Origin of the sequence: Bacillus sp. E214, assembly GCF_008087365.1 — a bacterium.
Lineage (GTDB): Bacteria > Bacillota > Bacilli > Bacillales > Pradoshiaceae > Pradoshia.
In genome coordinates this window covers 185,040-201,077 of sequence record NZ_VENN01000002.1, presented here as the reverse complement: position 1 = coordinate 201,077, position 16,038 = coordinate 185,040, and the positions used below count along the sequence as shown (strand labels likewise).

Below are 16,038 nucleotides of genomic sequence, written 5' to 3'. Positions count from 1 at the left end.
TTAATTTTTCAATGTGTCCATTTCATCTATATTGACAGTTTTTCGATTCCGATAAAGTGAAAATAAAATCGCGAGTCCTACTGCAGCCTCGGCAGCTGCTACTGCAATCGCAAACAAAGCAAATACCTGCCCGGTTATGGCAGGGGCCGGTCCAAGCTTACTGAAAGCTACTAGATTGATATTCACGGCATTTAGCATTAATTCAATCGATACGAGGACAATAATTATATTTCGCTTTGTCAGAGCACCATAAAGCCCAATACAGAATAGTGTCAACGCTAGTGTTAAATAGGCAGGAAGCGGAACTGAAGTCATTTCTCCTCCCCCTCCTTCTGATCATCTTTTTTCGCCAATACGACGGCACCTACCAAGGCAACCAGCAGCAATACGGATACAAGCTCAAATGGAATCACAAATTTCGTATAAATAGCAATCCCAATTTTCTCTGTATTATTTAAATGCAGAGTACTCGATTGGCTGACCAGATCTGTCTCGCCACCTGCTGTATTGACAGTCTCTGCAAAGTTTAAATTGTAGATGCCTGCATAGACTGCACCTGCAAAGCCCAAAACTCCTATTAGGACAAAGGCTTTCCTCCACATGCCTGCCTTTGTTACACTTGGATCCCGGTGATTGGTCAGCATAATTCCAAAAAGCATAATGATTGTGATCGCTCCAGAATAAATCATGATTTGGACTACCGCCACAAACTCTGCTGACAGTAACACATAGATTCCGGCAATGCTGATAAAGGTAAACACAAGTGACACCATCATATGCATGACCTTGGTTAGATGGATCATCAGCACAGCGCCGCAGATTGCTATTAATCCCAGCACAATGAATGCTGTCATTTCTCCACTCATTATTGATTCACCTTTCGAATATTTTCGTCATTTTCATCAAGCCACTCCAGATTCTTAAATAACTCATCCCGGCTATACTCCGCCAGTTCAAAATTATTCGTCATCACAATGGCTTCAGTCGGACAAACCTCTGTGCATAAATCACATAGTATACAAATCTCAAAATTTATATCATAGGTATCGATAATTTTGCCTTTTTTAGTAGAGTCAGGGTGTTTTTTACCTGTCAGATGAATACAATCTGTTGGACAAATATTCATACATTGATTACATACAATGCATTTTTCGGGATAAAATTTTTGAATGCCGCGGAAACGATCGGGTACCATAATCGACTCATTTGGATAATCGTAGGTCACTTTTTCACGAGATAAATTCTTCAGTGTGTACTTCAGACCCTTAGCTAAACCGAACATTTTTTTCTCCCTCCCTCTATTACTCTCTCTATCTTAGGCTATTATTTTTATGACTAATGCTGTTACAAAGATATTTAGTAAGGCAACCGGCAATAACACCTTCCAGCCAAACTCCATTAAATGATCTGCTCGTAAACGTGGGAACGTCACACGAATCCAAACTAGGAAAAACGTGACCGCAAACCATTTCAAGCTGAACCAAACGGCACCTGGAATCCAATCAAGGAACGGGAGAGGCTGCCACCCTCCAAAAAACAGGATTACAGTCAATGTGGCCATCGCAAACATGTACACATACTCTGAAAGCATAAAGAATGCCCATCTAAAACCCGAATATTCAACATGAAATCCTGCTACCAGCTCCGATTCAGCCTCGGATAAATCAAAAGGAACGCGATTTAATTCTGCTACTGCCGCTATCAGAAAGACAACAAACGCAATTGGCTGGCGGATAATATTCCAAACACCTGCCTGGGATTCTACAATATCATTTAAATTTAAGCTGCCTGTTAAGAGAACAATCCCAATCACAGACATGACGAGCGGAACCTCATAGGAAATCATTTGTGCACCTGCACGCATCCCGCCCATTAAGGAATATTTATTATTGGAAGCCCATCCTGCTGCCAATATCCCAACTGTACTAACCCCAGATACTGCAATATAATAGAGCAACCCTACACCCAAATCCGCAAATTGCAGAGCTTCTGTGAATGGCAATGTAGCTACAACAACCATCGCAGGTGCAAACGCAATAAAGGGAGCCAATTTAAACAATGGTTTATCAGCCTGATCCGGAATCGTATCTTCCTTAAGTAGTAATTTGAGGACATCTGCAACTGTCTGGAGTAAGCCCCATTTCCCTCCAAGCTGATTGGGTCCATGGCGCAGCTGCATATACCCCATAACCTTTCGCTCTGCTAAAATGGCAAATGTCACGAATCCCAGTATGACGAACATGAGTACAATTGCCGAACCAGCAAAGACTGCAAATGAACTCCAGCTCGGAGTTGAGGTAAGTAAATTTTGAATCATTACCCATCAACCTCCCCAAGGACAATATCAATTGCACCCAATATTGCAACCAGATTGGCGATATTTTCTCCCTTTAATAACTTCGGCAAAATTTGCAGGTTGTAAAAAGACGGGCGCCTGAATTTAAGACGGTACGGCTCTTTTTTTCCCTCGCTCGCTATGTAACAACCGATTTCTCCTCTTGGTGATTCAATTCGGACGTACCCTTCCCCTTTTGGCGGCTTTATTATTTTTGGAACCTTAGCCATAACAGGCCCATCAGAAGGAAATTGTTCAATACATTGTTCAAGAATCTTTAAGGATTCTTCGATTTCATCCAGACGAATTTCATATCTGGATAACACATCCCCTGTTTCACGTGTAACTATTTTAAAATCAAAACGGTCATAAATCGAATAAGGAGCCGTTTTTCGTAAGTCCTGTTTCACACCTGTGCATCTTAAATTTGGACCGCTTAATGAATAGGCAATCGCTTCTTCAGCGGAGTAAATTCCTATACCCTTCACCCGTGTCAAAAAGATCTCATTTCCGCTTACCAGTTGACGGTATCCCTGCAGCTGTTCACGCATATATGGAATAAATTCAGCCACCTTTTGAATCCATCCATCCGGTGCATCCCATTTCACACCACCAACACGCATATAATTAAATGTCAGTCGGGCACCAGATAGCTCATTCAGGAAATTAAGAATCATTTCCCTTTCCCTGAATGCATAGATAAATGGACTGGTCGCTCCCAAATCCAGCACGAATGTCCCCCATGCCACAAGATGGCTCGATATCCGCCCCAGTTCCATGGCCATAACCCTTAAATACTCAGCCCGGTCCGGCACTTCAATCTTCATCATTGTTTCGACCGCATGGCAGAGCACATAGTTATTGGTCATGGCAGATAAATAATCAAGCCGGTCGGTGTAGGGAATAATTTGAGTGTATTGCAGGTTCTCCGCCAGCTTTTCCGTTCCTCTATGTAAATAGCCAATAACCGGTTTTGCCTCGGTAATGATTTCTCCATCAATTTTAACGACAATCCGCAGAACACCATGTGTACTTGGATGCTGCGGCCCTACATTCAAAAGCATTTCTTCCGTTCGAATCATGCCCTCCTACACCTCCACATCATCATACTGCTCATAATCCTTGCGCAGTGGATGACCAACCCAGTCTTCCCCAAGTAGTATTCGTTCTAAGTTCGGATGGCCTGTAAACGTTATGCCCAGCAAATCATATATTTCTGACTCTGCCCAATTTGCACCTATCCATAACGGCACGACAGATTCCAGCTCTGGCTGCTCTCGATCCACCTTGACCTTAATGACAATTTCACGCTGATATGGAAATGAATACAAATATAAATATACCTCGAAATGGGTGACAAAGTCTGTTCCGTGAATCTCAGATAAATAATTAAACTTCAGTTGCTCATTTTTTCGTAAAAATTCGAGAGTTCGATAGTATGCTTCCTTTTTTAAAACAATCGTTGGTACATCCTTAGAAAGCCTATTAATATAGGCATCTTCCAAAATTTCAGTTCCAATATTGGTTTCAAGTATCGTTCGATAGGTATCAAGCAGGGATTGATTTGGAGATGGCGCTTCTTCTGATGCAGGTGCGGATGTTTTTTCGGCAAGTTTTGATTTCGCCTTGGCTGCTGCCGCGGCTTTTGCCTTTGCTACTGCAATTGCTTTGGCTTTTTCTGTTTCTTCTAGTGGTTTGGTGGATTCGGTGTCTCCCTCTGTCCGTTTTTGCTTCGCTAATGCAGCTGCCTTTGCCTTGGCTGCGGCTGCCGCCTTTGCTTTCGCGAGGGCGATGGCTTTTTCTTTTTCTGTTTCCTCTGACGGTGTGGCGGATTCAGAGTTTGCTTCTCCATCTGTGCGTTTTTGCTTCGCCAATGCTGCCGCCTTTGCTTTGGCCGCTGCTGCCGCTTTTGCTTTCGCGAGGGCGATCGCTTTTTCTTTTTCTGTTTCCTCTGGCGATGTGGTGGATTCAGAGTTTGCTTCTCCCTCTGTTCGTTTTTGCTTCGCCAATGCAGCTGCCTTTGCCTTGGCTGCGGCTGCCGCTTTTGCTTTCGCGAGGGCGATGGCTTTTTCTTTTTCTGTTTCTGTTTCCTCTGGCGGTGTGGCGTTCTCGGAGTTTGCTTCTCCCTCTATTCGTTTTTGCTTCGCTATTGCGGCTGCTTTTGCCTTGGCTGCGGCTGCCGCTTTTGCTTTCGCGAGAGCGATGGCTTTTTCTTTTTCTGTTTCCTCTGGCGGTGTGGCGTTCTCGGAGTTTGCTTCTCCCTCTATTCGTTTTTGCTTCGCTATTGCGGCTGCTTTTGCCTTGGCTGCGGCTGCTGCTTTTGCTTTCGCGAGGGCGATGGCTTTTTCTTTTTCTGTTTCCTCTGGCGGTGTGGTGGACTCAGAGTTTGCTTCTCCCTCTGTCCGTTTTTGCTTCGCTATTGCAGCTGCCTTTGCCTTGGCCGCGGCTGCCGCTTTTGCTTTCGCGAGAGCGATATCATCTTTATCTTGATGAGGATCTGCTTTAGGTGATTGCTCGGAGGATTGCTTTTCAGCAAGCTTTTGTTTGGCTGCTTCCTTCGCCTTTTCTGCTGCCTCTTTCTTTTGCTGGGATAAGTCTTTTTCGCTCAACTACAACACCTTCTTCCCAGTTTTCGCCTCATATTTAATCTTTTCCTTCAATTTATTGATTCCATATATGAGAGCTGCAGGATTGGGAGGACATCCTGGTATATAGACATCAACCGGCACTATTTGGTCGACTCCCTTCACTACACTATAGGAGCGCACATATGGACCTCCTGCGGTAGCACAGGAACCCATCGCGATGACCCACTTCGGTTCAGGCATTTGGTCATACAGTCTTCTTAAAATAGGAGCCATTTTCTTTGTCACAGTCCCTGAAACAATCATGACGTCTGATTGACGTGGAGATGTACGAAAAAAGGAACCAAATCGATCAACATCATAATGCGAGGAACCAACAGCCATCATTTCAATAGCACAGCATGCCAGTCCAAATGTAAGTGGCCATAGGGAATTTCCTCTCGCCCATCCCTTTACCTGTTCCAGTGTTGCCAAAAATATCGTACGTTGCAGTTCATCCTTCTCCCTTGGAGAGAGCTCTTCCAATTTTAATTCCATTTCAGCACCTTCTTTTTCCAGGCATAAAGTAATCCAAGTACAAGCATCAACACAAAAATCAGCATTTCAATTAATGCAAATACGCCTAATTTTTCATAGGCTACCGCCCATGGATAAAGAAATACGGTCTCTACATCAAATAAAACAAACAGCAAGGCAAAGATATAATAACGTACATTAAATTGAACCCTTGAATCATGAAAGGGCTCCAAGCCACTTTCGTAGGTTGTACCTTTTGCGTCGGTAGGTTTGTGAGGTCTTAATAACTTCCCTAAAGACAATGCTACAATTGGAAGCAATATTCCAAGGCATAAAAAAACCAGAACGATTATATAATTGTTCTGATACCAATGTAGTGATGCCAATCTCATCCCCCCATTTTTCCCACTAAAATTTTCTAAATATTCAATATGTAACCGTATACATTATAACATTCTGATATATACGTGTCGATATGATATGGTGATTTTGGTCATACCACTTTTATCTCAATTTTATTGGATAGGTGGGGATGATAGGTGACTCATAGGTAGTTGATAGCAGAGCTTTCTACGACCTTTCACACACCTTTGACCGACCTTTACCCCGGTATAGGTGGGGTATAGGTGCCTGATAGGTACCCCAGAGCTCCTTTCCCCCACCTTTCACATACCTTTGACCGACCTTTACCCCGGTATAGGTGGGGCATAGGTGCCTGATAGGTACCCCAGAGCTCCTTTCCCCCACCTTCCGCATACCTATCACCGATCTTTCACCCATCTACCACCGACCTATGACCGACCTCCCACCGACCCAACAGCAAGAGACAAAGTCCTCTCATCCCACTTGTTCCATTCTTCCTTCCTCATATTCTATATATATTTCTCATTTGCCAAGTTATGTACAAAAAAACTCCAGGGGCCCCTCTCCCCTGGAGTTTATTCAACGTTTAACGTTGTCTTTGTTCAGCAATATCTAGACGGTTTAAAGCACGCTTAAGTGCCAATTCAGCACGATGTGCATCAATTTCAACTTGTCTGTCTTGAAGTCGTCTTTCAGCACGTGCTTTAGCCTGTTTGGCGCGAGCAGTATCAATATCTTCAGCACGTTCAGCTGACTGTGCGAGTATGGTTACTTCTTCACCGTTGACTTCCATGAATCCACCGGATACAGCAACCCATTCTGTATTGTTACCCGTTTTTAAACGAACGGAACCGATATCAAGTGGAGCTACCATTGGAATATGTCCGGCAAGAATACCAAGTTCCCCCGTTTTTGCTTTCGTACTGACCATTTCTACTTCTTCATCCAACACAGGACCGCCAGGAGTAACTACAGAAACTTTAATCGTTCTCATATATGTGCCCTCCTATAAGATCCTTCGGTTAAGCCTCAACGCCCATTTGCTTAGCTTTTTCTACAACATCTTCAATGCGTCCAACTAGGCGGAATGCATCTTCAGGAAGGTTGTCGTATTTACCATCAAGGATTTCTTTGAAGCCTCTAACAGTTTCTTTAACTGGTACATAAGAACCTTTTTGACCAGTAAACTGTTCAGCTACGTGGAAGTTTTGAGATAAGAAGTTTTGAATACGTCGTGCACGGGCAACAACTAATTTATCTTCTTCTCCCAATTCATCCATACCTAGAATGGCAATAATATCTTGCAACTCTCTGTAACGTTGTAATGTAGATTGAACGCTACGGGCAACTTCATAGTGTTCTTCTCCTACGATTTCAGGAGAAAGCGCACGGGAAGTAGATGCCAACGGATCCACCGCTGGGTAAATACCCATTTCAGAAAGTTTACGCTCAAGGTTTGTTGTTGCATCTAAGTGGGCAAATGTTGTAGCTGGAGCCGGATCCGTGTAGTCATCGGCTGGTACGTAAATTGCTTGAATAGATGTAACAGAACCCACGTTAGTGGATGTAATACGTTCTTGTAATTGACCCATTTCTGTAGCCAATGTTGGTTGGTAACCAACGGCAGATGGCATACGTCCAAGCAGGGCAGAAACCTCTGAACCGGCTTGTGTGAAACGGAAGATGTTATCGATGAAGAAAAGTACGTCCTGACCTTGTGCATCACGGAAATACTCAGCCATTGTCAAACCTGTCAAGGCAACACGCATACGTGCACCAGGCGGTTCATTCATTTGTCCGAAGACCATGGCTGTTTTCTTGATAACACCGGAGTCAGTCATTTCGTGGTAAAGGTCATTTCCTTCACGAGTACGTTCTCCAACGCCTGCGAATACGGAGATACCACCGTGTTCTTGGGCGATATTGTTGATTAATTCTTGGATTAATACAGTTTTACCTACACCGGCACCACCGAACAATCCGATTTTTCCACCTTTGATGTAAGGTGCAAGTAAGTCTACTACTTTGATACCTGTTTCAAGGATCTCAACTTCAGTAGATAACTCTTCAAATTTTGGAGCTTCTCTGTGGATTGGATCTTTTTGATAGTTGCCTTCTAAAGGAGCATCTAAATCAATTTTTTCACCCAATACGTTGAATACACGACCAAGTGTTATGTCTCCAACCGGTACAGAAATTGGTGCTCCTGTATCGATTACTTCTGCATTACGGACTAATCCGTCTGTAGAAGCCATTGCAATCGTACGAACCGTATCATCGCCTAAGTGAAGAGCAACTTCCAAAGTAAGGTATTCTGCCTCATCAGCAGGCGCTCCTTTGGAAATGTTGATCTTCAGAGCGTTATAGATCTCAGGTAGTTTGCCGTTTTCAAATCTAACGTCGACAACCGGACCCATGACTTGAGTAACGCGTCCTATGTTCATTCCATTCCCTCCTATTTACTCTATGCCGTGTGAATGTTCGAATCTATATTTCCATTTTATCTATTCGAGTGCAGCGGCTCCGCCGACAATCTCGGTAATTTCTTGTGTAATTGCAGCTTGGCGTGCACGGTTGTATGTCAATGTTAGAGAGCCGATAAGCTCAGAAGCATTATCAGTTGCACTCTTCATTGCTGTCATCCGTGATGCGTGTTCGCTTGCCTTACCATCCAACAATGCGCCATATATTAAACTCTCAGCATATTGTGGCAGTAACACTTCAAGAATCTCTTCCTGGTTTGGTTCGAATTCGTAAAGTGTAGCTACAGCATCGCTTTCTACACTTCCAAGAGGTAAAAGTTTAGTTTCCGTTACTTCTTGGGAAATAGCACTAATAAAGTGGTTGTAGTACATATAGATTTCGTCAACAGTTTCGTCTGCGAATAACTTTACCGTACTGGCGGTTATTTCTTTAATGTCATCAAAGCTTGGCTGATCAGACAATCCGACCATTTCCTGGATAACGTTCATACCGCGGATACGGAAGAATTCACTTCCCACCCGCCCAAGAACGATAATACCGTATTCATCCGGGGATTTATGGCGTTCATTGATTGTCTGATAAACTTTTCTTAAGACACTACTATTATATGGTCCAGCTAATCCGCGATCGGAAGTGATAACCAGATATCCGGTTCTTTTCACAGGACGAGTGACCAGCATCGGATGAGATGCATCCGAGCTTCCATTCGCAATGCTCGCTACGACCTCTTGGATTTTCTCCATGTACGGTACAAAAGCTTTCGCGTTTGCTTCGGCACGATTCAATTTGGAGGCGGAAACCATTTGCATGGCTTTTGTGATTTGGCTCGTCTTTTTCGTTGATTTTATACGCGCATCTATATCACGTAATGATGCCATTTCTTCTCACCATCCTTTATTAAATGCCTATCCTGTTATTCCGATACAACAAATTGTTTTTTAAATTCAGCGATTGCTGCTTTCATATCCTCTTCTTTTGGCAGATCGCCAGTAGTGCGGATATGTTCAAATAATTCGTTGTGGTTACGTGCAGTCCATTCAATGATTTCAGCTTCAAAACGTCTGATATCAGCCAATGGAATATCATCTAAGAATCCACGAGTCAAGCAGTATAGAATTAATACTTGTTGTTCTACACGCAATGGCTTATGAAGATCTTGTTTTAATACTTCAACTGTACGTTGACCACGATTTAATTTCGCTTGAGTTGCTTTATCCAAGTCAGATCCGAATTGGGAGAATGCTTCAAGCTCACGGAATGATGCCAAGTCCAAACGTAGAGTACCGGCAACTTTTTTCATTGCTTTAATTTGCGCTGATCCACCTACACGGGATACGGATAGACCCGCATTAATCGCAGGACGTACGCCGGAGAAGAATAAATCAGATTGCAAGAAGATTTGTCCATCTGTGATGGAGATAACGTTTGTTGGGATATAAGCGGAGATATCTCCAGCTTGTGTTTCAACGAACGGTAATGCTGTGATTGAACCCGCACCAAGTGTGTCGTTCAATTTAGCAGCACGCTCCAATAGACGGGAGTGCAAGTAGAATACATCCCCTGGGAATGCTTCACGGCCTGGAGGACGACGAAGCAACAAGGAAAGCTCACGATATGCTGCTGCTTGCTTAGATAAATCATCATATACAACAAGGACATGCTTGCCTTGGCGCATGAAATATTCACCCATTGTTACCCCACTGTAAGGAGCCAAGTATAGCAATGGAGCTGGTTGAGATGCAGATGCTGAAACAACGATTGTGTAATCCAATGCACCATGCTTACGGAAAGTTTCAACTGTTCCACGAACTGTTGATTCTTTTTGACCGATTGCTACATAGATACAAATCATGTTTTCATCTTTTTGATTCAAAATGGTGTCAATCGCTACAGATGTTTTACCTGTTTGACGGTCACCAATGATTAATTCACGTTGTCCACGTCCGATAGGAACAAGGGCATCGATCGCTTTAAGACCTGTTTGTAAAGGCTCGTGTACAGACTTACGATCCATTACACCCGGTGCATTGTTTTCGATCGGTAATGTTGCAGTTGTAGCGATTGGACCCATACCATCAAGTGGTTGTCCAAGAGGGTTAACGACACGTCCGATAATAGCCTCACCTACTGGTACTTCCATGATGCGGCCTGTACGGCGTACTTCGTCTCCTTCTTTAATGTCGCGGAAAGGACCGAGGATAATAACACCGACGTTATTTTCTTCCAAGTTTTGCGCCATACCAACTACACCGTTTGAGAACTCAAGCAGCTCTCCGGACATGACGTTGTCCAATCCATGAACACGCGCGATACCGTCACCAACAACGATTACGGTGCCGACTTCACTCATTTCTATATCAGATTGATAGCCTTCAATTTGTTTCTTAATCAGCGCGCTGATTTCTTCAGCTCTGATGCTCATGAATTTCACCCCTAACTTCTAATATTAACCCAGCAAACGACGTTCCAAGCGTTCTAGCTTACCTGAGACCGTACCATCAAAAATACGGTTACCGATTCGCAGCTTGATTCCACCCAGAAGACTGCTGTCTACGATATTTTCAATGCGCAGTGCCTGTTTTCCAATTTTTTGGGCAAAAACCTTTGAAATGCCTTCTTGTTCCTGCTTCGTTAAAGGACGGACAGAATAAACTTTAGCATCGACTACACCTGTGTATTCGTTTACTAATAAAATAAACTCATCTGCCAAAGTCGCCACAATATCCTCGCGATGACGGTCTACAAGAATCATTAACAGGTTTTGAATAGATGGAGACATAGTAGCAAAAGCCGTTCTTATGGCGTCTTTTTTGCTCTCCATAGATACCTTTGGATGCTCAAGGAATAAAGTAAGCTCCTTGTTTGATAGAAATACTTCCTTCAAAGTCCGCATTTCGCCTTCCAAACGGTCTATTTGATTATCTTCCTTGGCAATTTGGAAAAGAGCATCTGCATAGCGTTTTGCTACAACTGTATTACTCATCGCTCTTCTCCTGCCTCTTGAATGTAATCGTTAATCAATTTTTGTTGATCAGCTTCACTAAGTTCTTTTTCAATCACTTTAGACGCAATTAGAACAGACAAGGATGCAACTTGCTCACGAAGTTGAACCATAGCTTGTTCTTTTTGCTGTTCAATTTCACGTTTCGCTGACTCTTTCACACGTTCAGCTTCCTGACGGGCAACAACGATGATTTCTTCGCGTTGTTTTTCACCATGTTTCTTAGCCTCTTCAATAAGAGATAAAGATTCCTGGCGCGCTTCTTTCAGCATAGTACGTTGTTCTTCTAACAAAGCGGCTGCTTCTGCACGATTCTTTTCTGCTACTTCAATTTCACTCGCAACGTGTTGTTCACGTTCTTTCATAATGCCCATAAGAGGACCAAATGCGAATTTTTTCAGTAAAAGCATCAAGATGATGAAAGAGACTAATTGGAAGATGATATCTCCTGTATTAAGTCCGCTATGTGCTGCAGCTCCAAGTACCAAATTATTAAATAACACCCCTATTTCACTCCCTTCAGAAGTCTTTACGGCTTACCTTTTTAGTGCATATACGTTTAAACCGTGAACTCACGGTCAGATTTTAGTAAACATAAAGGAATGGCGAAGATAATCACTCGATTCTCCGCCATCAGTATTGTCAATTACATTACCATGAACGCGATAACAACCGCGATGATAGGAATCGCCTCAACTAAAGCTACCCCGATGAACATTGTAGTTTGAAGCATACCACGTGCTTCTGGTTGACGTGCAATTCCCTCTACTGTACGAGATACGATCAAACCATTACCAATACCTGCTCCAAGAGCTGCTAAACCGATTGCGATTGCTGCTGCTATAACTCCCAAATCCATTATGAAGTTCCTCCTTTAATTTGTATAACTATAGTTAAATTTTTTATATTATTAATGGTCTTCGCTGACTTTGTGGGCCATGTAAACCATTGTTAACATCGTAAAGATAAATGCCTGGATTGCTCCGATAAATATACTGAAACCTTGCCATACAATGGTTGGACCAATAGCAAGGGCACTGCTCCAGAAATCTGTTGCAAGAGATCCTGCCAGTAGGCTGAGTAAGATTTCACCCGCATAAATATTACCGAATAGACGCAAGCCCAGTGTGAGGGTATTCGCGAACTCCTCAATAATCTTAAGCGGAAATAAGAACGGCATAGGTGATACAAAGTTTTTACTGTACCCTTTAAAGCCTCGCATTTTGATACCATAGAAGTTTGTAAGGACTACGATCATTACTGCAAGGGTTAAAGCGACTACTGGATCGGCTGTTGGTGACTTCCACCATAGGTCTCCATTATAAGTAACTGAGAATGGAAGACCGAGCATATTTGAAACAAATATGTACATGATGAGCGTCGTTCCAAGCACTAAAAAGCGCCCGCCAGTGTTCCAGTCCATATTGCTATTAATAATGTTTCTGACGAAGTCAATGACCCACTCCATAAAGTTCTGCATACCAGATGGCTTAACTGCCAATTTTCTTGTCGACAGTACGGCGATTAAAAATACAATCACACTTGCGACCGTAATCATCAGAACGTTACCAAGATTAAAAGTAAGGCCCATTAATTCGACTGTAGGTGCTCCATGATTCAATCTAAATTCACCTCTTTTCCCCCCGCCTTATGTTATGGATTGTTAAATCTATCATAATGACAAGGTAACCCGTCATTAATCCCAATACGACAAAAAAAACATTAAATTGATCAGGATATCGCATAGCAATGGCGACAGCTAAAACTGCAGCTGCCATTCTTGAGATTGTCCCAAGTGATTTCATGCTGCTTCCCTCAAGCACTTTCTCACCTAATTGAGCAGTTTTTCTTGATAAAAGCCAAATATTATAAATACCAATTATACTGCCAAGTGTCATTCCCAAGGCTTCTGTTTTATAAGGGGTTACTCCCCATAGGATAACATAAATGGATAATAAGGTGAACGTATACCTCAGATAGCGTCTGAAAACAATGTGGACTTCTAGCATTTGAATAGGTTTCTCCATTTAGTAGTTATTTGAACGGATAGCATATACACCTTTCACCAATCCGATCAGGAGACAATATGGGGTTCCAACTGTAAGCGATTATAGACACCCACCAATAAAGATCCGATAAGCATTGGGCCGATCAATTATAATAAACCAGCAGACATTGTAAATTGTTGCAGAAAAACACTGCGATTATTATTTTGTATCGAATCAACTCAGATATGTATATTAGAGGTATATAATCAACACAATTGACAATATAAATGGAAAATTGTCTGTCAATTTGAAAACCCTACCATTTATACCCTATGTAAGAATACAATAGGCAAAAATGATTGTCAATTCAGATAGGTATGAAATCCATTCCCTATACTAGAATAAATTATCAATTATGTTAAAAATAAGTGTATAAATTTCATTCTAACTGAAATTTCAAGTAATTTGTATTCTTAAGCACTACTTTTTGATGGTCTTTTTCAACTTCTGTCACAATTTCGTAATAATTTGAGAGGATATTTTCCGGTAAGTCGACTTTTTGTTTAAGTACCCCTCTTTTAACACCTTTCACTTCTACTAGATCTTTTATGTAAAGAAGTGAATCTGCATTATACAAGGTAAATCTTACAGAATCGGCTCCAAACGGTAAATAAACACTTATTTCCATCTTGCGATCGCCTTTCTCTTGAACAACCTCTACCCCTTCAGCAATTGGGTAATCAGGTTTCGTCATTGCAAAAATGTAAGGGATCTTGCGCACCTTATTTCTTCCCGCTTCATTGAGGTATAGATAACCATCATCCAGTTCACTTTTCTCTTTCCAATTATCCAATTCAAGCTGAACTTCCAGTTTCTTCTTTTGGCCTCCTTCAAGTACAAAAGCTAACGGCAGTTTCCATGTCATAAATCTTTCCTTACGTGGAATAGAAAAATAATATCGCTTTTTTCTACTACTTCTATTTTCTACTACTATATTCGCTTTATACATTCGACCATTGCTTGCCATGCCAAAAGTTACAGATGACGGAGCTAAAAATGTATCCTCTTGCAGTGCATCCTTCACATTTACCCGACCAGCTCCCTGTTCAAATGTATGATATATTTCATCCTTATCATTTTTCAATGATATAGCACTGGTCATTAAAGCCGATTTGATTTTTTCTGGGCTCCAATCAGGATGAACCTCTTTAATCAATGCACACACCCCCGCCACATAAGGAGCAGCCATACTCGTTCCTTGCAAAGAAAGATACGTTCCGCCCGGTATCGTACTTTCAATTCTCACACCTGGCGCTACTACATCCGGCTTTATCGCTATGCTATGAATAACCGGACCTCTTGAACTAAAGGAGGCTAATTTCTCTTTTTCTTCTATATCAATTGTCCTACAGGTGAGTTGTCCATTTTCCAGAGCCTTTTTCATTTTTCGCCCATCTTTTTGCGAAACGGTGATTACGGGAATTTTTGAATTCATTTCGAGAGAAGCGCTTAATTCACCAGGTTCATTATTAAAAATAATTACACCCAGAGCTTCGGCATTCACTGCATTTTTTACTTTATCTTTAAATGATATTACTCCCCGCTCCACTAACACAATTTTATTTTTCGCATTGATATTTTCGTAATTCTCCCTTTTACCAAGGCCTGCATAAGTCATGATCATAGAATGTGAAAAATCCCACTCGGGGGAGCCTGCTGTTAATTGAAAATCAATGTCCGCCCATGGTTTCGTAAAATTCAACCTCTTCGATTTACCTGCATCTGAACTCGCCCCTACACTGATCGCTCCCCCTGATGTCCCAGGCGTACCTACCGTCCAAATACCCGGTCCATCATTTCCATTTGCTACAACAGCCACTATTCCCTTTTTAACTACCTTATCGAGCGCTTTACTTGTAGGAAGATCCGGACCATTCATCGTATCTCCCAAGGACAGATTGATAATATCCATCTTGTCCTTTACCGCTCTTTCTATTGAAGCAATGACTTGATCAGTTGTTCCGTATCCTCCCGGCCCTAGTGCTCTGTATGCATAAATGCTTGCTTCAGGAGCTATCCCTTTCATTTTTCCATTAGCCGCAATAATTCCAGCCACATGCGTCCCATGAATGGTTGCTTTTTTAGAGCTCCCCATCGTCTCCATTGGGTCCTCATCTTGATCCACTAAATCATAGCCGCCTTTATAGTTTGCTTTAAGATCAGGGTGCCTATAATCAATTCCCGTATCAATCACTCCGACCTTTACACCTTTGCCCGTAGCCTGAATTGGCTGGTTGAATTGAAGTTGCGGCTGACCTTTTGGCAGAGAATTCTTTTTAATAGTAGCTTTAATTGGACCCGATAGAAAAATAGCTGAAACTGATTCTTCCTTTTTTAATCTCGGTATTAATATAGAAGGTACGCTAGCAGAAAAGCCGTTGCACACTAAATTGAAATAATAGCGCGGTTTGATTGCTGGATACTTTTCTATCAGCTCTTTCGCCACTCGATGAGCTGATGTGTCTTTTACTGTTTCAATCATCACCACCTCTATATCCTCAGCAGAACTATGTGGAGCATATACTATTAATTGAATAAATATGAAAGCTCCAATTAAAATTTGCTTCAATGATTATCACATCCTTGTTTTTAGAATGGATTAACGGCAGTCTCTTATGCATGTAAAAATAAATAGTGGTTGTTCTGTGTTCTCCATTTTCGGGTAATGGATTGATTCTCCTGATTACAAAAAAATGAATGTCCACA

The 16,038-nt window shown here is 42.1% G+C and carries 18 protein-coding genes; all 18 read right to left on the bottom strand.

What is annotated here, in order from left to right; translation table 11 throughout:
- Positions 1 to 315 carry an NADH-quinone oxidoreductase subunit NuoK gene (nuoK, locus tag FHY47_RS10275; RefSeq protein WP_066103278.1) on the bottom strand — a complete coding sequence of 105 codons (315 nt, stop codon included), beginning with the start codon at positions 313 to 315 and terminating at the stop codon, positions 1 to 3.
- Positions 312 to 866 carry an NADH-quinone oxidoreductase subunit J gene (locus FHY47_RS10270; protein ID WP_139892085.1) on the bottom strand — a complete coding sequence of 185 codons (555 nt, stop codon included), beginning with the start codon at positions 864 to 866 and terminating at the stop codon, positions 312 to 314. Before FHY47_RS10270 ends, nuoK begins: the two co-directional genes overlap by 4 nt.
- Positions 866 to 1,282 carry an NADH-quinone oxidoreductase subunit NuoI gene (nuoI, locus tag FHY47_RS10265; RefSeq protein WP_066103287.1) on the bottom strand — a complete coding sequence of 139 codons (417 nt, stop codon included), beginning with the start codon at positions 1,280 to 1,282 and terminating at the stop codon, positions 866 to 868. Before nuoI ends, FHY47_RS10270 begins: the two co-directional genes overlap by 1 nt.
- A gap of 33 nt (positions 1,283 to 1,315) precedes the next feature.
- A complete protein-coding gene (nuoH, locus tag FHY47_RS10260; protein WP_139892084.1) occupies positions 1,316 to 2,317 on the bottom strand; it encodes an NADH-quinone oxidoreductase subunit NuoH in 1,002 nt (333 codons plus the stop codon).
- Positions 2,317 to 3,417 carry an NADH-quinone oxidoreductase subunit D gene (locus FHY47_RS10255; RefSeq protein ID WP_066103293.1) on the bottom strand — a complete coding sequence of 367 codons (1,101 nt, stop codon included), beginning with the start codon at positions 3,415 to 3,417 and terminating at the stop codon, positions 2,317 to 2,319. Before FHY47_RS10255 ends, nuoH begins: the two co-directional genes overlap by 1 nt.
- Positions 3,418 to 3,423: 6 nt before the next feature.
- Positions 3,424 to 4,755: an NADH-quinone oxidoreductase subunit C gene (locus tag FHY47_RS10250; RefSeq protein ID WP_483861448.1), complete on the bottom strand. Its 1,332-nt coding sequence runs from the start codon at positions 4,753 to 4,755 to the stop codon at positions 3,424 to 3,426.
- A 189-nt stretch (positions 4,756 to 4,944) separates the two neighbouring features.
- On the bottom strand, positions 4,945 to 5,457 hold the full coding sequence (locus FHY47_RS10245) for a NuoB/complex I 20 kDa subunit family protein (RefSeq protein ID WP_066109280.1): 513 nt from the start codon (positions 5,455 to 5,457) through the stop codon (positions 4,945 to 4,947).
- Entirely contained in the window at positions 5,448 to 5,828 is a 381-nt protein-coding gene (locus FHY47_RS10240) for an NADH-quinone oxidoreductase subunit A (protein ID WP_066109283.1), read from the bottom strand. Before FHY47_RS10240 ends, FHY47_RS10245 begins: the two co-directional genes overlap by 10 nt.
- Before the next feature lie 557 nt (positions 5,829 to 6,385).
- Positions 6,386 to 6,793: a F0F1 ATP synthase subunit epsilon gene (locus tag FHY47_RS10235; protein WP_066109289.1), complete on the bottom strand. Its 408-nt coding sequence runs from the start codon at positions 6,791 to 6,793 to the stop codon at positions 6,386 to 6,388.
- Between the two features lie 28 nt (positions 6,794 to 6,821).
- Positions 6,822 to 8,243, bottom strand: a complete 1,422-nt coding sequence (gene atpD, locus FHY47_RS10230) for a F0F1 ATP synthase subunit beta (protein WP_066109291.1) — start codon at positions 8,241 to 8,243, stop codon at positions 6,822 to 6,824.
- Positions 8,244 to 8,303: 60 nt separating this feature from the next.
- Complete coding sequence (gene atpG, locus FHY47_RS10225) at positions 8,304 to 9,161, bottom strand: ATP synthase F1 subunit gamma (protein WP_066109294.1); 858 nt, start codon at positions 9,159 to 9,161, stop codon at positions 8,304 to 8,306.
- A 35-nt stretch (positions 9,162 to 9,196) separates the two neighbouring features.
- On the bottom strand, positions 9,197 to 10,705 hold the full coding sequence (atpA, locus tag FHY47_RS10220; protein WP_066109298.1) for a F0F1 ATP synthase subunit alpha: 1,509 nt from the start codon (positions 10,703 to 10,705) through the stop codon (positions 9,197 to 9,199).
- Positions 10,706 to 10,729: 24 nt separating this feature from the next.
- Positions 10,730 to 11,266, bottom strand: a complete 537-nt coding sequence (locus FHY47_RS10215; protein ID WP_066109301.1) for a F0F1 ATP synthase subunit delta — start codon at positions 11,264 to 11,266, stop codon at positions 10,730 to 10,732.
- Positions 11,263 to 11,787 (bottom strand): F0F1 ATP synthase subunit B, encoded by a 525-nt coding sequence (atpF, locus tag FHY47_RS10210; RefSeq protein WP_139892082.1) that lies wholly within the window; start codon positions 11,785 to 11,787, stop codon positions 11,263 to 11,265. Before atpF ends, FHY47_RS10215 begins: the two co-directional genes overlap by 4 nt.
- A 143-nt stretch (positions 11,788 to 11,930) precedes the next feature.
- On the bottom strand, positions 11,931 to 12,137 hold the full coding sequence (gene atpE / locus FHY47_RS10205; RefSeq protein WP_066109752.1) for a F0F1 ATP synthase subunit C: 207 nt from the start codon (positions 12,135 to 12,137) through the stop codon (positions 11,931 to 11,933).
- A 57-nt stretch (positions 12,138 to 12,194) separates the two neighbouring features.
- Positions 12,195 to 12,905, bottom strand: coding sequence for a F0F1 ATP synthase subunit A (gene atpB, locus FHY47_RS10200; RefSeq protein ID WP_066109305.1), 711 nt, complete (start codon positions 12,903 to 12,905; stop codon positions 12,195 to 12,197).
- Between the two features lie 7 nt (positions 12,906 to 12,912).
- Positions 12,913 to 13,311: an ATP synthase subunit I gene (locus FHY47_RS10195; RefSeq protein ID WP_077248192.1), complete on the bottom strand. Its 399-nt coding sequence runs from the start codon at positions 13,309 to 13,311 to the stop codon at positions 12,913 to 12,915.
- Positions 13,312 to 13,711: 400 nt separating this feature from the next.
- Entirely contained in the window at positions 13,712 to 15,901 is a 2,190-nt protein-coding gene (locus FHY47_RS10190) for a S8 family serine peptidase (protein ID WP_139892081.1), read from the bottom strand.
- Between the last annotated feature and the right edge of the window lie 137 nt (positions 15,902 to 16,038).